This window comes from Ruegeria sp. BC5, from assembly GCF_056539205.1.
On sequence record NZ_JBQFUN010000002.1, the window covers coordinates 148257 to 167181 of the forward strand.

Below are 18925 nucleotides of genomic sequence, written 5' to 3' on the forward strand. Positions count from 1 at the left end.
CGCAAAAACGCCTTGTGAAGCGGGGCAAATCCTCGAAATATAATGGGTATGAAGAAAAAGCCCGTCATGCCTGATCCGGATGAGGACGCCGATGCGGTAGGCCCTCCCAGTATCTATGATGTGGACCCGCCCGAAGACGATGACTTGTGGTTTCTGCCGCCCGAGGATGAAGAGGCGGTCGAGGATTTTTTGCCCCCAGGCCCGAAAGTGGATCGCCGTTTGCTGTTCGATCCGCGCGATTGGCGTGCGGCTCAGGCCGAGCTGTCTTTTGAACTGGCCGACCTGGCGGCAATTTTCGGTGCTTTGGATGAGAGGTTGCGGGCCGGGCCGGATGGATGGACGCATCGGCTGGCACTGATGGATGTATCCGATCTGGGCTGGTGGACCGGGGACCGGATCAGTGTTGACCGGCTGGCGTTGTGGACCGGTCTGCGGATCGGTGCAACCGGTGATGACGTTCAGGCTTTGTTTCGGGCCGGTTGGGCGGTACGGCGTTTAACTTCCGGACCGGGCCCGTCTTCGGATGGGTGGGAAATTGGCTTGACCGCCTTTTTGGATCGCATGGCGCAAGGTATCGAAGACATCCCCGAGGCAGTGGCCGATCTGGCAGAAGTGATGCGCAATGCCGAAGGCTTGCATCCGGTGACGCAGGCGGCCATGGGGTTCCATGCCTGGCGCGCGCTGTCCCAGGGGATCGGGCAGGATACCGAAGCCGCAATTATCGCGGCCCGCCACGCGGCAACGATGGGGCGGGGCGGGGCGATGTTCATGCCTTTGGCGCTGTCCGGGCCCGGGGCGCTGCGCGGGGTTGGCGAGGTAGACGAAAAGCTTTCGGCCTGGATCAGAGGGGCAGGACAGTCAACCTTAGCCGCGCTGATGCATCTTGATCGGGTCAGCGCTTGGGAACAACGCGCGCGCGAGGCAACCAGCGGGCTGAGCGGGCGGACACCGCCTTTGTTGATCGACGTTCTGACCGCCTGGCCCATGGTTTCGGCCCCACTGGCCGAGGAACTGACAAAAGCGTCACGTGCAGCAGTACAGCGCAATATCGACCGGTTCACCCGGCGCGGCCTGATCCGCGAGGTGACAGGGCAGGGGCGTTACCGGGTCTGGACCGCCGCATTGTGATCCAGCAGCCATTCGCGAAAGGCACGCGCCGGTGGCCGCAGGGCTGCGCGGGATGGATAGACCAGATGGTAGGTTTCGTGACCTGCCACTTGAATGTCAGGCAGGCAGGGGACAAGGCCCGACATTTCCATGATCCGATCTGATGCGGGCGCGCGGGCCAGTGCGATGCCACCGCCGCTGGCCGATATCTCGGCCGCTATCAGGGAGTTGTCCGCAAAGAAAAACCGCGCCTGACCTGTCGGCAGACGTAAGGTCTCGAACAGATGCAGCCAACTGGCGCGGTGAGTCGAAACCTCGATCAAAGGGAAACGGAACAGATCTTGGGGGTGGTGAATCTGATTGGCGATATTTGGCGGGGCTACGGGATACAGGCGTTCATGCAACAACACATCACTGTCCGCGCCATAGAGTGTCGGATTGCCGAAAACGATCTGCAAATCGGTGAACTGGTTGGCGAAATCTGAAACCAGATTGCCGGTGGTCAAGGACAGGCTGATCTGCGGGTGCGACGCGTGAAAGTCTGGCAGCCCACCGGCCAGAATGCCGTGCGCATAAAGCAGAATGGATTGCACAAACAACCGCTGTTCCCGCGTTTCACCGAACAGCCCCGTGGTGGCGGTTTCCAACATCAGCAGCGATTGTTGAACAGACGGCAGATAAGCCCGCCCCGCCTCGGTCAGGGTTACGGCATGGGCGTGGCGGTGAAACAGCGGCGTGCCCAATCGCGTTTCCAGCGCTTTCACCTGCTGGCTGACGGCTGCAGCCGACATGTTCAACTGCGTGGCCGCGCGGGCAAAGCTTTCGGTGCGGGCCGCGGCCTCGAACACGCGCAGCCAGTTGAGGGACGGGATACGGGACGACATGAGAATAGGCTAAGCTGAACTTAGCCTAACGGGCAACAGGTTGTGCGCTGACCTTGTGGCGTTCCGGCCTATCCTGCGTGAATCATCATTCAAGAGGTGCCTCATGCCGCAATCAGCTAACTCACCCCACGCCCTGACGGTGAACCAGTCCGAGAAATATTGGGAAGACGGATTTCTGTTCCCTCTGACGGTTTTTTCTCCCGATGAGATCGCCGAAATCCGCGCGGAATTCGAACAACTCGAGACCGACTGGCTATCTGCAGATCTGCCTTTGCCATTGAACACCTACAAGCGTGTAAACGCACATCTGGTCATACCTTTGGCCGCGAGGGTGGCACAGGACCCGCGGGTATTGGATGTGGTCGAAGGCGTATTGGGGCCGGATATCATGGTCTGGTCCGCCGAGTTTTTCGTCAAAGAGGCCCATACCGAACACACGGTGGGCATGCATCAGGATCTGACCTATTGGGGCATGGGTGAGACACCGGATCAAGTGACCGCCTGGATCGCGCTGTCCCCGGCCACGGTCGAAAGCGGTTGTATGGATTTCGTACAGGGCAGTCATAAAAACCCGATCCTGCCGCATAACGACACCTATTCCGACACCAACCTGTTGTCGCGCGGGCAGGAAGTCGCCGTTGATGTCGCAGACGAAGACAAAACCCATATCGAACTTGCCCCTGGGCAAATGTCGCTGCATCACGGGCTGACTATTCATGGCTCGGGTCCGAACCGATCCGGTGATCGCAGAATTGGTCTGGCGATCCGCTATCTCAACCCCAACGCCCGGCAACTGGTTGCGGATCGTGACTATGCCATGTTGGTGCGCGGTCAGGACGAACGGTCAAACTTTGTTCATGTCGCCCCCCCGAGCGCGGCCTTCTCTGAACAATCGCTGGCTCTGTACGAACAAGTACGCCGGGATCAGAGCAAAGCGCTGGCGGATGGTGCTAAAAGCAATGTGCCGCTCTACGGGACGTCCTGACGTTAAATAGTGATGTATACGCAGGCTGGCGGTTAATAGCCGCCAGTATTTTCAGTGATTTAATGCGTTGGGTTGCATTCCGCGAGTTCTTGCTGTTTCTGAGGTGGAAAAGATGCACACAGTATTTCGTGGGAAAATAAGATGACGAAAAAGGCGTTGATTACAGGTATTACCGGGCAGGATGGGTCCTATCTGGCCGAATTCCTGCTGGAAAAAGGGTATGAAGTTCATGGGATTAAGCGCCGGGCGTCGTCCTTTAACACGCAGCGGATCGACCACATTTATCAAGATCCTCATGACCCCAACCCCAAATTGCACCTGCATTACGGCGATCTGAGCGACACGTCGAACCTGACGAGAATCATTCAAGAGGTGCAGCCGGACGAAGTTTACAACCTGGGTGCGCAGTCGCATGTGGCGGTCAGTTTTGAATCTCCGGAATACACGGCAGATGTAGACGCCATCGGAACCCTGCGCCTGCTGGAAGCGATCCGTTTTCTGGGGCTGGAGAAAAAAACGCGGTTCTATCAGGCGTCCACGTCCGAGCTGTATGGTCTGGTCCAGGAAACGCCGCAACGTGAGACGACCCCGTTCCACCCCCGTTCGCCATACGCAGTGGCCAAGCTGTATTCTTATTGGATCACCGTCAACTATCGCGAAGCCTATGGTATGTATGCCTGCAACGGCATCTTGTTTAACCACGAAAGCCCGCGCCGCGGCGAAACCTTTGTGACCCGCAAGATCACCCGCGGTCTGGCCAATATCGCGCAAGGTCTCGAAGATTGCCTGTACATGGGCAATATCGACAGCCTGCGGGATTGGGGCCACGCGAAAGACTACGTGCGGATGCAGTGGTTGATGCTACAGCAGGACAATCCCGAAGATTTCGTAATTGCTACCGGCGTGCAATATTCGGTCCGCCAATTCATCGAATGGTCCGCTGCCGAGTTGGGTATCACGTTGGAATTCTCGGGCGACGGCGTGGATGAAATCGCAACCGTCACGTCGATTGAAGGGGAAAACGCGCCGGCCTTGAAACCTGGCGACGTGATCATGCGCATCGACCCGCAATATTTCCGCCCGGCCGAGGTGGAAACACTGCTGGGCGATCCCTCGAATGCGAAAACCAAGCTGGGCTGGGAGCCCGAACTGACCGTGCAGGAAATGTGCGCCGAAATGGTTGTCGAAGACCTGAAAACCGCGAAACGCCATGCGCTGTTGAAAGAGCATGGTTACGAACTGCCGGTAAGTCTGGAAAACGGCTGAGGAACACGACATGCGCAAGATTTACGTAGCAGGTCACCGCGGCATGGTAGGTGGCGCTATTCTGCGGCGTTTGCAGGATCGTCAGGCAGCCGGCGAAGCGCTTGAGTTGATCACGCGTACACATTCCGAAGTAGATCTGACCGATCAGGCCGCCGTGCGCGACTTTATGCAGGCTGAACGCCCGGATGTCGTGATCCTTGCTGCTGCCAAGGTGGGGGGCATCCACGCCAACAATACCTATCCGGCGGATTTCATTTACGACAACCTGATGATCGAATGTAATGTGATCCATCAGGCCTTTGCCGCTGGGGTGAAACATCTTCTGCAATTGGGCAGTTCGTGCATCTACCCGCGTGCCGTGCCACAGCCGATGCGCGAGGATGCGTTGCTGACCGGAGTGCTGGAACCCACAAACGAGCCCTACGCTGTTGCCAAGATCGCCGGGATCAAACTGTGTGAAAGCTATAATCGGCAACACGGGGTCGATTACCGCTCGGTCATGCCGACAAATCTGTATGGTCCGGGTGACAATTTCCACCCCGAAAACAGCCATGTTCTACCCGCCCTGATCCGCCGGTTTCATGAGGCGCAGCGCGATGGTCTGGACGAAGTGGTGATCTGGGGCACCGGCAAACCTCGCCGCGAATTCCTGCATGTGGATGATATGGCCGAGGCGTCGCTGTTCGTGCTCGACCTGCCGCGCGATGCTTATGAGGCAAACACCCAACCGATGCTGAGCCACATCAACGTGGGCTGTGGCGAGGATATTTCGATCGCGGAACTGGCGGCGTTGGTGGCAAAAACAACCGGCTATACCGGTCGGATCACGCAGGATGTCAACAAACCGGACGGTACCATGCGCAAGCTGATGGATGTGTCCCGTCTGGCCGACATGGGCTGGCGCGCGCGCGTAGGGCTGGAAGACGGCATTCGCGAAACCTATGCCTGGTTCCTGGATCAGGCAGCGGCGGATTTGAGGGCTAAGTAACTGCTCAGGTCGGGACCCGGGCAGTTCGTTCCGTCAGAACCAGCGGCCAATGGCAATGGCCGTTGGTGTCCGCGCCGTCGCATCGCTGTTGGTGGCCAAAATCTTGAAACCTACCTGCGTTTCGGTCGGGGCTTCAAAGCCGATGAACCGATTGCTGGCCCCTCCGCTGCCACTGACCGAAATGGTTGAACCGGTTGCAAAAGTCATCGGGAAGTCCCAAACAGCCGCGCCGCTTGCGAAAAGCACGCCATCAGCATTTATACAGCCCGTTGCGGGCAGGGTGACGGTGCAAATCTGCGTTCCATCCGCAAAACGCACGTAGTCGCCATTGGGGGTTGAGCCCCGCTCGATCACCGCTCCGTCTGGTACACCGCCATTTTCGGAAACGGACCCTAACAGGTTGCCAGGGCCATAACCGTAGTCAGCCCGCATCAGGCGCCCGGGTGTGATATCATCAGGGCTGGCCTGAATTGCCGCGCCATCTGCAATGCCGGTCGTGGGGTTAAAGCTTAGTGCGTCAGTCCAGTTGCTGCCATCGGGAGAGACTTTGATGGAAAAGCCTGTAGTGCCCGACAAACCCATCTCGGCATGGCCGGTCCAATTGGACTGAAACAGTAAGGACGCGGTGTCGCCTGCACCGGCCTTGTTGATTTTCAGCTGGTGCCCACCGCCTTCGTGGCTGAGCAATGTGGCCGGAGATCTTACCGACAGGCGGTTCGTGCTGTCATAGCTTGTGGCGATACCCACTCCGTCCAAATTCTGCGTCGCCACCGGGGGATCGATCCAGGCCCCACCGTCCCAGACTTTCATTTGACCGGTGCTTTCATCCCATGCGCGCCAGCCTGTGCCGGGCGCGGCGAAATACCAGGCGTTGTCCAGCCAAGCAGCTAACATTCCGGCCTGACCCGTCCAATCCCCTGTTGGTGCGATGCCCAATGCGTGAACCTCGCCCTGGTCTGGAACGGCAGGTGGAGTCGACGCGTTTGTCGAGGCCAGGCTTAGCTGGGTAACAACATCCAGCTGTCGCAGCGCCTCGTTATGGGTGACGTGTTTCTGGGCCTGTGAAGGTTGCAGAAATGGAAGGCTCAATCGGGGTGAATTTTGTGGCACGGGCGTCCTCCTGTGGCTGTCGGTCCGACAATTGCATTGCGCGCCACATTGCCTTTTGGTGGATGAATCCCGTCTGAACGTGCCGGACGCCCGAAAAACCAATTGCTAACTTTTCAGAAGCATCAAAAAAGCCGAGGCGCTGAGCGCCCCGGCTTGTGAAAATGCCGTGCCGAGGAATACCCCGGTCGATGTGTCGTCAGAAGTTGCTACTGAGCAGCCTGATCCGTCGCCACAACGTCACGCAGATACTGGCTCAGATCCTCGCGCAAGTCCTGGCGGGCCAGCGCAAAGGCTACCGTGGCCTGCAGGAACCCTGATTTTGAGCCGCAGTCGAACCGCTGTCCGTTGAATTTGTACCCAAAGACCGGCACGCCATTGCCAATATCTTCGGCGATCGCGTCGGTCAGTTGAATCTCACCACCGCTGCCTCTTTTCAATTGGTTCAGATTGTACAATACCGACGGCCCCAACACGTAGCGGCCGATAACGGCCAGATTCGAGGGCGCATCCTCGGGCTTGGGTTTTTCGACCATGCCGCGGGCGCGTACGACCGTTCCGATATTTTCACCTACGTCTAACACACCGTAAGCGCTGGTCTTGTCTTCGGGAACCTCCATGGCCGCCACCATGTTGCCACCAGTTTCTTCATAGGCTTCGATCATTTGTTGCAGGCAAGGCTTGTCGGCGGCAATCACGTCGTCGGGCAACATTACCGCGAAAGGCTCGTCGCCGATCAGGCGACGGGCGCACCAAACCGCGTGACCCAGACCCAACGCTTTGTGCTGACGGATATAGGCAATCGCGCCACTTTCCATATTGGTGGCGTTCAGCGTTTCCAGCAGGTCTTCCTTGCCTTTGGCTTTCAGCTCCTGCTCAAGCACCAAGTTGTGATCGAAATAGTCTTCTAGTGCAGACTTGCCGCGAGAGGTCACGAAAATGAATTCAGTGATGCCGGCGGCACGCGCTTCGTCGATGGCGTATTGTACCAACGGGCGGTCGACCAACGTCATGATCTCTTTCGGGACCGACTTTGTCGCGGGCAGGAACCGCGTACCAAGCCCTGCGACGGGGAAGATCGCCTTTGTGACCTTACGTGTCATTTGACCTCTCAAGTTACTAAAACAATGTCTGACTGTTAGCGTACTACGCGGGTCTCTTAGGCGCTGTGGTCCGAACAATCAACGCTCTGTAACAATCAACGTATCATTTGCAAAGGATGGTGCCACCCGGTGCGGTAGAAGTCAAAACGATCGGGATATACCCTGCGCGACATTGCGGATTTCTGCCCTTATCTGCAGCAGAAACGGATATCTGCCTGCCATAGATTCGCCTTGCCGACAGTTGCCGTAATCACTGGGTCCAATTCAAACCCCGAAGCCGGGTGAACGGCTTCGGGGCAGCAGGGTCAGGCCCCGTTCATGATGATTTCCAGCGGGTCGTGTTCGGCCACGAAATGATCCGGCGTCACCTCGCTCAGCTGCGGCACATAATCGGTCTGACCTGCGGCCAACCGGCTGGGAAGAAACCGCAATGCGGCTTTGGGATCCATGGGTGAGGGCAGTTCACCAGGCAGCTTCAACCGCTGTCGGCTGCGTTCCACATCCGGGTCCGGGATCGGCACCGCCGAGATCAGGGATTTTGTGTAAGGGTGGATTGGATCAGAACAGATCACCTCTCCATCCCCCAGCTCGACTATTCGGCCAAGATACAGAACCATGATCCGGTTCGAGACCGCACGTACCACAGACAGGTCGTGGCTGATGAAGATCATCGACAGGCCGAACTCTTGTTGCAGTTCGCGCAACAATTCCACGATTTGCGCTTGAATGGACACATCCAGCGCCGAAACCGCCTCATCACAGATGATCAACTTGGGTTTATTGATCATCGCCCGTGCAATGCCGACCCGCTGGTTTTGCCCGCCGGACAGCTCATGCGGATAACGGTTGATCATGTTGGCCTTCAGACCAACCCGTTCCATCATGTCGGCGACCATTTCCTTTCGTTCCCGATCCGTCAGATCGGGACGATAGGTCTTGAGCGGTTCCGCGATTGAGGCCGAGATCGTCATCCGCGGGTCGAGGCTGGCCAGCGGGTCCTGAAACACGATCTGCAAGTCTTTGCGGTATTTGTTCAGCTCGGCCCGTTTTAACCCGACAATGGGATGGCCCAGCCAGCTGACATTGCCACCGCTGGGCTCGATCAGTTGAAGAACCGCCCTTGCTAGAGTGGATTTTCCACAGCCAGATTCGCCTACAACACCCAGTGTTTCACCTTTGCGGATGTCAAAACTGACGCCATCGACCGCCTTCAATGGCACCTTGCGTCCAAATATGCCACCCGGCACGTGGATCGGGAAATGGACCTTGACGTCATCAACTTTCAATAGCGGGTCTTCGACCTTGTCCAAAGCCTTCGGCGCATCGCCAGCATCGATCCGCGGCATCGCCTCTAGCAGAGTACGGGTGTATTCGTGCTGCGGTGCGCGGAAGATTTCGCGCGTGTCTCCGGCCTCGACAAACTGACCCAGACGCATGACCTGAATGCGATCGCACATCCGCGCAACAACGCCCATGTCATGGGTGATCAGGGCAATCGCCGTGCCTTCGTCCTTTTGCAGGCGCACCATCAGGTCGAGAATGTCGGCCTGCACAGTGACGTCCAGCGCCGTGGTCGGTTCATCCGCGATCAGCAGCTTGGGATTGCACAGCATCGACATTGCAATCATCACGCGCTGACGCATACCGCCCGACAATTCGTGCGGGTATTGATCCAGCCGCCGTTTTGCCTCGGGGATGCGGACGCGATCCAGCCATTCCAGACAGCGAGCCCGAGCGGCGGACCCTTGCAGCCCTTCATGTACCTGCAGAACCTCTCGCATTTGCTGACCGATCCGCAGATGCGGTGTCAGCGCGGTCAGTGGGTCCTGAAAGATCATGCCGACATCATCGCCACGGATCTTGTTCAGCTTGTTGATAGGCAGGTTCAGGATTTCCTTGCCGTTTAGAGTAGCGGACCCCATGGCCCGTCCGGCAGGCGGCAACAATCCCATCGCGGCCATGAAGGTCTGGCTTTTGCCTGACCCGCTTTCACCCACGATGCCAAGGCATTCGCCCGGATTGATGTCGAAACTGATGCCTTTGACGGCCTCGACCACACCATCGGGCGTATTGAACTGGACGCTCAGGTCCTTAACAGAGAACAGGCTCATATCAGCGATCCTTCGGGTCCAGAGCGTCACGCAAACCATCGCCGATGAAGAACATCGAGATGATGATGGCGACATAGATTGTCAGCGGGTACATCAACTGCCACAGCGTCCCGTAAGCCATCGTTCCTGCGCCTTCGGCAATCAAACGACCCAAGGACGTGTAGGGTTCCGAAATGCCCAATCCAAGAAACGAGATGAAGCTTTCCATCAGGATCATTTCCGGCACCAACAACGAGGCATAGACGATTACCACACCCAAAAGGTTTGGCAGGATATGGCGATACATGATGGTGAACTCGCTGACACCAGCAGCGCGGGCAGCCTCGATGAACTCGCGGTTTTTCAGGGTCAGGGTTTGCCCTCGAACGATCCGCGCCATGGTTAGCCAGCCCACCGCGCCAAGTGCGATGAACAACATGAAGAACGACCGCCCCGCCACGACGAGCAGCAAGATGACGATCAATGTGGCCGGGATCGCCAGCAGGATGTCGACAAACCGCATCATGACACCGTCGGTGCGCCCGCCGATATATCCGGCGGCGATACCGTAGCAGGTTCCGACAATCAGTGCGGTTGCCGCCCCGATAAGCCCGACCAGCAGCGATGTTGTAGTGGCCTGAATGACGCGGCTGTAAAGGTCGCGTCCCAGATCGTCGACGCCGAAATAGTGCCCGGTTTCGATTGAGGGCATGCCCATGCCAGCCACGTCCCCCATAACGTTCCAGTCGATTTCCTCGTTGCTCCAGACGGCGAAATATGGGCCAAAGATTGTGAACAGGACGATCATGGTCAGAATGAAGACGCTGGCCATTGCGGCTTTGTTTCGAACAAAACGCATCCGTGCGTCTTGCCACAGCGAACGTCCCTGAATAACCGTATAGTCGGTTACGTCTCCGGCCAGCTGAGCGGCTTTTTGTGATTTTCCAAGCATTGCCAGCCCCTCAGTACCGGATTTTCGGATCGAACCAGGCATAGGCCAGGTCGGTCAGCAAGTTCACGACAACGGTCAGCGCGCCATAAAGGATCGTGACGCCCAACAGCACGGCATAGTCCCGCGACAGGGCCGAGCCGACATAGGCCTGACCTAATCCACCGGTCGAGAAATAGATGTCGACAAAGACAGAACCGGTCAGAACGTAGACAAAGACCGGCCCAAGATAGGACACAACAGGCAGAAGGGTCGGCTTCAACGCATGGCGCCAGATCACGGTTCTGGTCGGCAGGCCCTTGGCACGCGCGGTGCGTATGAAGTTCGAGTTCAGAACCTCAAGCATCGACGACCGTGTAATCCGTGCAATTGACCCCATGTAGGAAGTCGCCAGCGCAATGACCGGCATGATCAGATATTGCCACTGACCACCATTCCAACCACCGCCGGGCAGCAGCCCCAGCCACAGGGTGAAAGTCAGGATAAGGATCGGGCCCATGATGAAGTTCGGTAGCGCCTGCGCAGCAATGCCCAGACCCACGGCGAAATAGTCGATCCAGCTGTTGTGCTTGATTGCGGCGGCGATCCCCAGACCCACACCAACGGTGGTAGCAACCAGGAACGACAGCGACCCATAGGTCAGCGAGATTGGAAAACCCTGTGCGATGATGTCGTTCACATCGCGGTCCTTGAACTTGAAGGACGGGCCGAAATCGAAATGCACGACGATGTTGTAGAGGTAATCCCACAACTGTTTCCACAGCGGTTGATCCAGCCCATAGCGGGCCTCGATATTGGCCAGAACCGCCGGTGGCAGAGGCCGTTCCGAGGTAAAGGGCCCACCGGGCGCGAAGTGCATAAGAAAGAAACAGGCGACGATCAGCAACAGGATCGTCGGTATGGCGACCAGCAGTCGCCGCAGACTATAGGCAAGCATTTCATGCCCCCATGTTTATTGGCCCTGCCCCGGTTGCATCCGGGACAGGGCGAGGTTCAAAGACGATTACTCGGCGCGTTTGTAGAGGTTCTTCGAGTACCAGTTCTGCTCGACGTTGTTGATCGGCCAGTTCCCTACGTCGGTGTCCATCATGTAGACGCCGGCATAGTGGTAAATCGGGATCACAGGCGTTTCCTGTGCAATGATCCGCTCTACCTCGGTGTACAGAGGTGCAGGATCGTCCGAGGTTTTGGCTTCAGCCAGCAGTTCGTCAACGCGGGCATTGTTGTACTTGCCGTCGTTATAGCCTGATTGCGATTGCAGCAGGTCCAGGAAGGTGGAGGCCTCGTTATAGTCGCCACACCATGCGCCGCGGGCCAGATCGAAGTTCTGGTTGCCGCGCTCTTCCAGGAAGACTTTCCATTCCATGTTGGCCAGCTCGACATTCACGCCCAGTTTCTGTTTCCACATCTGGCTCAGCGCCACGGCAACTTTCTTGTGATCTTCGTTGGTGTTGTAGACCATCTCAAAGCTCAGCGGATTGTCGGGGCCGTAACCGGCACCGGCCAGCAGTTCTTTAGCCAGTTCATCCCGCTCGGGCTGAGTCATCGAGGCCATCTCGACCTCGGGGACCGTGAATCCAGCGGTCGCTTCGGGAGCGAAAGTGTAAGCCTGCGGCTGGCCACCAGCCATGACTTTTTCGGTGATGATCTCGCGATCAACGGCCAGTGACAGTGCCTGGCGGACATTAGGGTCCTTGAACGCTTCGGGACCGTCTTCCGTCAGGTTGAATGTGTAATAGTAGTTACACAGGCGCGGGAAGCTGATGGCCTGATCCGGGTGTTCCTGGCTCATGCGGGGAAACTGCCCTGCGGGAACTTCGGTGCGGTCCAGTTCGCCAGCCAGATAGCGGGTCAAAGCGACGTTTTCGTCGTTGATGACCAGCGTCACGACTTTGTCCAAGATCGTGTTTTCATTATCCCAATACATCTCGTTACGTTCACGGACCGAGCGTTCCTGCGGCAGGTGTTCGGTCCAGATATAGGCACCGTTCGAGACGATGTTTTCGGGCCGGGTCCAAGCGTCACCATGTTCCTCGATCACTTTCTGCGGGGCCGGGAAGGTGGTGGAGTGCGTGGTCATCTGCGGGAAATAGGGCAGGGGCGCGCTCAGAGTGACTTCCAGAGTGTGATCGTCGAGGGCTTTGACGCCCAACTCGTCAATAGGCTTGTTCCCGGCAATAATTTCAGCAGCATTCTCGATCGACATCAGCTCCATGAACCAGGCATAGGGCGAGGACAGTTCGGGATCGACAGCGCGTTTCCAGGCATAGACAAAATCACCTGCGGTCACCGGGTCGCCATTCGACCACTTGGCGTTGTCGCGCAGTGTAAAGGTATAAACATCCTTGGTGTCGTTGGTGGTGTAACCGGTGGCAACGCCAGGAACCAGGTTGCCGTCTTCGTCCTGGTTCATCAGACCTTCGAAAAGGTCGCGGGTGATTTCGGCCCCATAGGTATCTTCGACAACCTGCGGGTCGACCGAGCTGTGTTCATCGCCAAGGCGGTAGATAAAGGTCTGGTCATCCGCCAGCGCTTCGCCGGTTGTAGGATGGGTGCCTGCAGCAAAGGCGGCCCCGGTGATCATGGTCGTGGTCAACAACCCCGCCAGAGATGTACGAATATACTTGTTCATGTTTTTCTACTCCCGTTTTTAGGGGTCCGGCACGCGCATCCTTTCAGGATGGGTACAGGCCACCTTGTTTGTCCGACCCTGAACAAGACCAGGACGGGTTCGAATTTTGCTTTTTCAGAGCGCAAGGAACACCGCGTCGCAGTCTTTCGGTTTGCAGTCGGGAACGTGTTTGCGAAAGTTGCCTTTCACTGCCGGTGAAGGTGGCATTATTTCAAATCGGGATAAAGATGGTGCCCACAATTTAAGCAACTACAGGTGGATCGTGAACGAAATGGACGTAGGTTGGGAAATTTAATAATGAAACTTCATCGTTTCTTGACATTTTCGTGAAGGTCACCCCGCAAACTTGACGCCAAGGAAGCTCGATTCACATCAAATTTGCAGCGAATCGCTACTGCCTCAGAGCGGATTTCATGCTGGTTTCTGGGAAGCAGGTCGGGCTGCGCCCCGTCACTTGTTGCCAGCGCCCAATCGAGCGGCGAGTCTTGAACCCCGGCAATCCATCCGCACCACCGACATCATGGCCCTGGTTTTCCAACGCCCGTTGCATGGCTGCGATATCTGACCGGTACAAGGTATCAACCTTGCCCCAGCGGGCTTTGAAGTCCCCAACGCCATACTGAATGCGGTCTCCGACATGGCCCACGAACAGAGCGTAGAGATCGCTTTTGTTGTAATCCTTGAGAACGTAGAAATTCGGCGTGACGATAAAGGCGGGTCCCTTGCGTCCAGCTGGCATCATCAGAAACCCCTCACCCGGCAGTTCGTGTGGTGGAAATGGCTTGCCAGATACGCGGGTGATCCCCATGGCAGCCCAGTCCTGAATAGGTCGACCCTGATCCGGTCCTTCCAACGCACAGGTTATCTGGGTTGGAACCGTGACCTCGAACCCCCAGTCGCGTCCGGTGACCCAGCCATGTTGCGACAGGAAATGCCCGATGGAGGCGATTGTATCTTCGGCCGAGCCCCAGATGTCGGACCGCCCGTCGCCATTTCCGTCCGCGGCAAAGGTCAGGAAGTTCGAAGGCATGAATTGCGGTTGACCCAACGCGCCCGCCCAGCTGCTTTTCAACGTGCCCGTTGGGGCGTGGCCGGCCTCGGCAATTTGCAGTGCGGCGATCAACTCGTCGGTGAAATACGCGGCCCGGGTACTCATGAACCCTTTTGTCCCCAACACCTGAAAGGCATCGTGGCGGATGGGTACTTGGCCATACCCGCTTTCCCGGCCCCAAATGGCCAGGATGATCCGTCCGGGAACCCCGGTTTCCGCCTCGACCCGCGCCAGGGTCTTGGCGTGACGCCGCGCCATCTGCCGCCCCGTAGCAGTTGCACCCTGAACGGAACCGGCACTGAAGTATCGGCCAGGTGATCCAAATTCAGCCTGTTTTTGCTGTTTGGGTGTCTGAGCAGAACTGCCCGGCGGCACCAGATCGGGCAACTTCCAGTTGAGCGTTACCCCATCAAAGGCCCGCTGCATGGTTGCGCGTGAAACACCTTTGGCCTTGGCTCGCGGCCAGACTGTATCCTGCAGCCATGCTTGAAACTGGCGTTCTACCGTCGCGCGATCCTGTGCGCTTGCACTTGTCGTAAGGCACCAAAGGCCGAGGGCGAGAATAATCCAACGCATCACCAAAATGTCTCACCCGGCTGCGATGCCAAGTCAACCGCATCATCGAAGGCGATTTGCACGAACCTAATGCTGTGGTTGTTCAGGCAGGGCGTGAAACAATCGACGGTTTTGGAAAAAACCTTGAGAAAATCTGTGACTCTGCCGATAGTTGGCCGAAACGAAGGCTTAAGAGGACTATCAGGCGTGGCCTTACTCAAACCTTCAGCAATGGCATTGGTGATCGCGGTTGTTGTGACCTCGGCACAGATGGCGTGGGCAAGCAACAGCTTCATGGACCCGCAAGGCCCTATTGCGGCGGTTCAGAAAACCCACCTGCTGCGGGCGACTGTTCTGATCATGATCGCCGTATTGCCGGTTTTAGTATTGGTGCCGCTGATCGCCTTGCGGTACCAGCGGCGCAAGGGTAGCGCGGCAGAGTACCGGCCCAAATGGGATTTCTCGGGCAAGCTGGAATTTGCCATGTGGGGCGTACCGGTCGTGATCGTGGCGCTGCTTTCGTTTTACCTGTGGAAAGCCACCCACCGGCTGGACCCTTACGCCGCTCCGTTCGGTGAAACACCCGCGCTGAACGTGCAGGTTGTTGGCCTCGATTGGAAATGGCTGTTCATTTACCCCGATCTTGGTATCGCCACCGTTGGAGAGTTCGGCATTCCTGTCAAACAGCAAGTGGCGATGACGCTGACGACGGATACGGTGATGCAATCCTTTATGATCCCCGCTCTGGCGGGGCAGATCTACGCGATGCCGGGGATGACGACTCAGCTGCATCTGGTCGCCGATACGCCTGAGACGATGCAGGGCGAAAACACGCAGTATAATGGGCGGGGTTTTACCAAGCAGAAGTTTCTGACTCAGGCGATGCAGCCCGAAGACTTTAATGCCTGGGTTGAAAGTGTTCGCACCCATGGGATCCCTCTGACCGAAGACACGTACAGAACGCTGGCCATGCGCACGGATCGGGATGAGGTACAGGCAGTGTTGGGGACCTCACTGATGCCACTCAATGCGCTTTATTTTACGCTGGAGGACGGTGATCTGTTCCAGTCCATTTTGCACCGCTATCACGGTGGGCAACCGTTGCCACGCGATCAACAACCGGGAACCGCTGAATACGGGCAAGAGGGCGTGCAATGACCGAAACAGGATTCTTTGGCCGTCTGAACTGGGATGCCTTCCCGATCACGGGTCTGATCCAAAACCCTAACGCAAATGAAATCGTGGCCAACGCGGCGGCGGCCGTGGTGATCGTAGGCGTCATTGTCGTGGTCGGATCACTGACATGGTTCCGCCTGTGGGGGCCTTTGTGGCGCGACTGGCTAACCAGCGCAGATCACAAGAAAATCGGCATTATGTACATCGTCTTTGCCATCGTCATGCTGGCGCGCGGCGTGCTTGAAGGCGTTGTCATGCGCGCCCAACAAGCAGCCGGGCCGGGCGATGGTTTCCTTGAGGCCGAACACTTTGCCGAGTTGTTCAGCACCCATGGCACGATCATGGTGTTCTTTGTCGCCGTGCCCTTTGTCTTCGGGCTCGCGAATTACCTGATCCCGCTGATGATCGGTGCGCGGGATGTGGCCTTTCCGGTAATGAACCAGATCAGTCTGGGCCTGACCGTCTCGGCGGGCATGATGTTGATGGTGTCGCTGGTGGTTGGCAATTTCTCAACCGGGGGGTGGACGGCTTATCCGCCTTATACCGGGGCCGCCTTTAACCCCGGCGTGGGGCCGGATTACTGGATATGGGCCATTGTTGTCTCAGGCATCGGTACCACGCTGACGGGGATCAACTTTGCAGTCACGATCTATAAGCTGCGGGCGCCGGGGATGAAGTTCATGCGGCTGCCAATGTATTGCTGGACAATCATCAGCAGCTCGATCCTGATCATCTTTGCCATGCCGCCGCTCGGCGTGGCCGCACTGATGCTGGCGGCGGATCGGTATCTGGATTTCCATTTTTTCACCAACGACCTTGGCGGCAACATGATGAACTATGCCAACCTGTTCTGGCTGTTCGGCCACCCCGAGGTCTATCTGCTGGTTCTGCCCGCTTATGGTATCTATTCCGAGGTTTTCGCCACATTCTCGGCCAAACGGCTTTACGGGTACAACTCGCTAGTGATTGCCACAATGTGCATCGCGGTGCTGTCCTTTACCGTCTGGCTGCACCATTTCTTTACTATGGGCCAAAGCGCTCTGATCAATGCTGTGTTCGGCATCGCCACCATGCTGATCGCCATTCCAACCGGGGTGAAGGTCTATGACTGGATGGCGACTCTGTATCGTGGCCGTATCAGGTTTTCGGTGCCGATGCTGTACGGCCTGTCCTTTCTGATGTTGTTTGTGATTGGTGGCTTGTCGGGTGTGATCCTTGCCAATCCGACGGTCGATTATCAGGTGCATAACACTCTGTTCCTTGTGGCGCATTTCCACAATGTTCTGTTGCCGGGCGTGCTGTTCGGCCTGCTGGCCGGATACAATTACTGGTTCCCCAAAGCTTTTGGGTTCCGGCTGAACGAGCGTTGGGGGCGCATCACAGTGGTATTGTGGACGGTTGGGTTCATGCTGACTTTCCTGCCGCTTTATTTCGTTGGCCTCATGGGGATGCCGCGCCGGTCGTTCAGTTGGGAAGACCCCAGTTTCCACCCCTATATGATCATCGCCGTCATCGGCGCGCTGGTGATCTTGTCGGCGCTGTTGGCGGTGGTTATGCAATTGTGGGTCAGTATCCGCGACCGGGAAAACACCCGCGTGCCAGTCGGCGATCCGTGGGATGCGCGCACGCTGGAATGGTCGATCCCGTCGCCGCCGCCGCCCTACAATTTTGCCGTCATCCCGCAGGTGACGGATCGGGATAACTTTGCCGCCGCAAAGGAACGGGGTGAGGCCTATCCGACACCTGATGAGTACGAAGATATCTCGATGCCGCGCAACACTGGGATCGGGTTCATCCTGTGTGTACTCAGCGGAGTCTGGATGTTCGCATTGGTCTGGTGGATCTGGTGGCTGGCCGCACTGGTAACAGCGTTGATGTTGCTGTCCTTCATCCTGTGGACCTTCAGGCTGGACACCGAAGAGGTCATCCCCGCCGAGGAGGTTCGCAAACAACACGAAGCCTGGCTTGATTTGGTGCGCAGCTCTGCACCGGTGGATCGCGATCATGAAATCGCTCCGGAAAATCGCGGCCTTGCCCGCCCTGACCTGGAGGCAGTGACATGAAACGCGCACCGACGCACAGCTATCCGGGGCTGAACCTCGGCCGGCGGCATGCAAGCGCGGACCAGGCCGCCGAGGTTGTCACTTTTGGATTCTGGGTCTTTCTGATGAGCGATCTGGTCTATTTCGGCCTGATGTTCGCCATTTACATCACCATGATCGATGCACAGGCTGGCGGGCCCGGTCCGCACGAGCTGTTCGATCTGAGAAGCATCTTTGCCCAGACGATAATCCTTTTGACCAGCAGCCTTACCGTGGGGCTGGCAATGCTGGCGCTGAAATACAACCTGCCCAGATGGCGGATCGTGTTCTGGTTCTGCGTGACGCTGGTATTGGGTCTCAGCTTTCTGGTGCTGGAAATCCGCGATTTCGTGGCGATGACCGAAAAAGGCGGTGTCCCTCAACGCAGCGGGTTTCTATCGGCCTTCTACGGTCTGGTGCCTCTGCATGGGTTGCACGTGGCTGCTGGGTGCTTGTGGTTGATCGTGTTGGGCATTCAGCTGCGCCTGTTTGGCTTGACTGATCTGCTGATGTCGCGCGTGGTGCGGTTGGCATTGTTTTGGCACTTTCTCGACCTGATCTGGATCGGGATTATCACCATCGTTTATTTCGGAGGGCTGACCTATGGATAAGCGCAGCGAGATGCACCGGCGCGAGCGTCGGCGCTACATAATTGGCTATGGTGGCTCGCTTTTGCTGACAGGGGCGGTGTTCGCGATAGCCTATAAATACGGCATCGAGACCAAGGGGGTTTACCTTTCAATCGCGTTATTGGGGTTGGCGCAACTGGTCGTGCAACTGGTTTATTTCTTGCATATTGATCGCCGCCGCAGCAGCCGGGAAGACCTGGATTTGATCCTTTTCTCCACGCTGGTGCTATTGATCATCATCCTTGGGACTGTCTGGATTATGGGCAATTTGGCGGTGCGAATGCACACATACCCGATGTAGCGAATTGTATAAGGTCTGACG

17 protein-coding genes are annotated in these 18925 nt (G+C 57.3%); 8 read left to right on the forward strand and 9 right to left on the reverse strand.

Annotated features, from left to right (window positions below):
• The first annotated feature begins 48 nt into the window (after positions 1 to 48).
• A complete protein-coding gene (locus tag ACR0LY_RS08825; protein WP_170350135.1) occupies positions 49 to 1128 on the forward strand; it encodes a helix-turn-helix domain-containing protein in 1080 nt (359 codons plus the stop codon).
• On the opposite strand, the gene ACR0LY_RS08830 is transcribed toward ACR0LY_RS08825, so the two are convergent.
• Positions 1101 to 1991 (reverse strand): LysR family transcriptional regulator, encoded by an 891-nt coding sequence (locus tag ACR0LY_RS08830; protein WP_170349976.1) that lies wholly within the window; start codon positions 1989 to 1991, stop codon positions 1101 to 1103. The genes ACR0LY_RS08825 and ACR0LY_RS08830 overlap by 28 nt on opposite strands.
• Before the next feature lie 103 nt (positions 1992 to 2094).
• Here ACR0LY_RS08830 and ACR0LY_RS08835 point away from each other — a divergent pair, with 103 nt between their 5' ends.
• From ACR0LY_RS08835 to fcl, 3 genes are all read left to right on the forward strand, one after another.
• The gene (locus ACR0LY_RS08835; RefSeq protein ID WP_170349977.1) at positions 2095 to 2976 is read left to right on the forward strand and encodes a phytanoyl-CoA dioxygenase family protein; all 882 of its coding nucleotides are present in this window, start codon (positions 2095 to 2097) and stop codon (positions 2974 to 2976) included.
• 141 nt (positions 2977 to 3117) lie between these two features.
• A complete protein-coding gene (gmd, locus tag ACR0LY_RS08840) occupies positions 3118 to 4242 on the forward strand; it encodes a GDP-mannose 4,6-dehydratase (protein ID WP_170349978.1) in 1125 nt (374 codons plus the stop codon).
• 10 nt (positions 4243 to 4252) lie between these two features.
• Positions 4253 to 5230, forward strand: coding sequence for a GDP-L-fucose synthase (gene fcl, locus ACR0LY_RS08845; RefSeq protein ID WP_170349979.1), 978 nt, complete (start codon positions 4253 to 4255; stop codon positions 5228 to 5230).
• 33 nt (positions 5231 to 5263) lie between these two features.
• Here fcl and ACR0LY_RS08850 read toward each other — a convergent pair whose 3' ends face one another.
• The 8 genes from ACR0LY_RS08850 to ACR0LY_RS08885 all read right to left on the reverse strand — a co-directional run bounded on the left by ACR0LY_RS08850 (position 5264) and on the right by ACR0LY_RS08885 (position 15013).
• A complete protein-coding gene (locus ACR0LY_RS08850) occupies positions 5264 to 6340 on the reverse strand; it encodes a DUF2793 domain-containing protein (protein ID WP_170349980.1) in 1077 nt (358 codons plus the stop codon).
• Positions 6341 to 6546: 206 nt separating this feature from the next.
• On the reverse strand, positions 6547 to 7440 hold the full coding sequence (galU, locus tag ACR0LY_RS08855) for a UTP--glucose-1-phosphate uridylyltransferase GalU (protein WP_170349981.1): 894 nt from the start codon (positions 7438 to 7440) through the stop codon (positions 6547 to 6549).
• Between the two features lie 305 nt (positions 7441 to 7745).
• Entirely contained in the window at positions 7746 to 9551 is a 1806-nt protein-coding gene (locus ACR0LY_RS08860; protein WP_170349982.1) for an ABC transporter ATP-binding protein, read from the reverse strand.
• A gap of 1 nt (position 9552) precedes the next feature.
• Complete coding sequence (locus tag ACR0LY_RS08865; RefSeq protein ID WP_170349983.1) at positions 9553 to 10482, reverse strand: ABC transporter permease subunit; 930 nt, start codon at positions 10480 to 10482, stop codon at positions 9553 to 9555.
• A gap of 10 nt (positions 10483 to 10492) precedes the next feature.
• A complete protein-coding gene (gene oppB, locus ACR0LY_RS08870; RefSeq protein WP_170349984.1) occupies positions 10493 to 11416 on the reverse strand; it encodes an oligopeptide ABC transporter permease OppB in 924 nt (307 codons plus the stop codon).
• 66 nt (positions 11417 to 11482) lie between these two features.
• Positions 11483 to 13111, reverse strand: coding sequence for a peptide ABC transporter substrate-binding protein (locus tag ACR0LY_RS08875; protein ID WP_170349985.1), 1629 nt, complete (start codon positions 13109 to 13111; stop codon positions 11483 to 11485).
• Positions 13112 to 13502: 391 nt separating this feature from the next.
• Positions 13503 to 14738: a lytic murein transglycosylase gene (locus ACR0LY_RS08880; RefSeq protein WP_170349986.1), complete on the reverse strand. Its 1236-nt coding sequence runs from the start codon at positions 14736 to 14738 to the stop codon at positions 13503 to 13505.
• Positions 14738 to 15013 (reverse strand): hypothetical protein, encoded by a 276-nt coding sequence (locus ACR0LY_RS08885; RefSeq protein ID WP_170349855.1) that lies wholly within the window; start codon positions 15011 to 15013, stop codon positions 14738 to 14740. The genes ACR0LY_RS08880 and ACR0LY_RS08885 overlap by 1 nt, the downstream gene beginning before the upstream one ends.
• On the opposite strand from ACR0LY_RS08885, the gene ACR0LY_RS08890 reads away from it, so the two are divergent.
• Genes ACR0LY_RS08890 through ACR0LY_RS08905 form a run of 4 tightly spaced genes read left to right on the forward strand, consistent with a single transcriptional unit; the run spans position 15012 to position 18904 of the window.
• Positions 15012 to 15875, forward strand: a complete 864-nt coding sequence (locus ACR0LY_RS08890) for a cytochrome ubiquinol oxidase subunit II (protein WP_254440213.1) — start codon at positions 15012 to 15014, stop codon at positions 15873 to 15875. The genes ACR0LY_RS08885 and ACR0LY_RS08890 overlap by 2 nt on opposite strands.
• Positions 15872 to 17956 carry a cbb3-type cytochrome c oxidase subunit I gene (locus tag ACR0LY_RS08895; RefSeq protein ID WP_170349987.1) on the forward strand — a complete coding sequence of 695 codons (2085 nt, stop codon included), beginning with the start codon at positions 15872 to 15874 and terminating at the stop codon, positions 17954 to 17956. Before ACR0LY_RS08890 ends, ACR0LY_RS08895 begins: the two co-directional genes overlap by 4 nt.
• The gene (locus tag ACR0LY_RS08900; protein WP_170349988.1) at positions 17953 to 18585 is read left to right on the forward strand and encodes a cytochrome c oxidase subunit 3; all 633 of its coding nucleotides are present in this window, start codon (positions 17953 to 17955) and stop codon (positions 18583 to 18585) included. The genes ACR0LY_RS08895 and ACR0LY_RS08900 overlap by 4 nt, the downstream gene beginning before the upstream one ends.
• Positions 18578 to 18904: a cytochrome o ubiquinol oxidase subunit IV gene (locus tag ACR0LY_RS08905; RefSeq protein WP_170349989.1), complete on the forward strand. Its 327-nt coding sequence runs from the start codon at positions 18578 to 18580 to the stop codon at positions 18902 to 18904. Before ACR0LY_RS08900 ends, ACR0LY_RS08905 begins: the two co-directional genes overlap by 8 nt.
• Positions 18905 to 18925: the final 21 nt, after the last annotated feature.

Coding starts and splice junctions, on each gene's coding strand:
- ACR0LY_RS08825 (WP_170350135.1), top strand. CDS start 49: ATGAAGAAAAAGCCCGTCATGCCTGATCCGGATGAGGACGCCGATGCG.
- ACR0LY_RS08830 (WP_170349976.1), bottom strand. CDS start 1,991: ATGTCGTCCCGTATCCCGTCCCTCAACTGGCTGCGCGTGTTCGAGGCC.
- ACR0LY_RS08835 (WP_170349977.1), top strand. CDS start 2,095: ATGCCGCAATCAGCTAACTCACCCCACGCCCTGACGGTGAACCAGTCC.
- gmd (WP_170349978.1), top strand. CDS start 3,118: ATGACGAAAAAGGCGTTGATTACAGGTATTACCGGGCAGGATGGGTCC.
- fcl (WP_170349979.1), top strand. CDS start 4,253: ATGCGCAAGATTTACGTAGCAGGTCACCGCGGCATGGTAGGTGGCGCT.
- galU (WP_170349981.1), bottom strand. CDS start 7,440: ATGACACGTAAGGTCACAAAGGCGATCTTCCCCGTCGCAGGGCTTGGT.
- ACR0LY_RS08860 (WP_170349982.1), bottom strand. CDS start 9,551: ATGAGCCTGTTCTCTGTTAAGGACCTGAGCGTCCAGTTCAATACGCCC.
- ACR0LY_RS08865 (WP_170349983.1), bottom strand. CDS start 10,482: ATGCTTGGAAAATCACAAAAAGCCGCTCAGCTGGCCGGAGACGTAACC.
- oppB (WP_170349984.1), bottom strand. CDS start 11,416: ATGCTTGCCTATAGTCTGCGGCGACTGCTGGTCGCCATACCGACGATC.
- ACR0LY_RS08875 (WP_170349985.1), bottom strand. CDS start 13,111: ATGAACAAGTATATTCGTACATCTCTGGCGGGGTTGTTGACCACGACC.
- ACR0LY_RS08880 (WP_170349986.1), bottom strand. CDS start 14,738: ATGCGTTGGATTATTCTCGCCCTCGGCCTTTGGTGCCTTACGACAAGT.
- ACR0LY_RS08890 (WP_254440213.1), top strand. CDS start 15,012: ATGGACCCGCAAGGCCCTATTGCGGCGGTTCAGAAAACCCACCTGCTG.
- ACR0LY_RS08885 (WP_170349855.1), bottom strand. CDS start 15,013: ATGAAGCTGTTGCTTGCCCACGCCATCTGTGCCGAGGTCACAACAACC.
- ACR0LY_RS08895 (WP_170349987.1), top strand. CDS start 15,872: ATGACCGAAACAGGATTCTTTGGCCGTCTGAACTGGGATGCCTTCCCG.
- ACR0LY_RS08900 (WP_170349988.1), top strand. CDS start 17,953: ATGAAACGCGCACCGACGCACAGCTATCCGGGGCTGAACCTCGGCCGG.
- ACR0LY_RS08905 (WP_170349989.1), top strand. CDS start 18,578: ATGGATAAGCGCAGCGAGATGCACCGGCGCGAGCGTCGGCGCTACATA.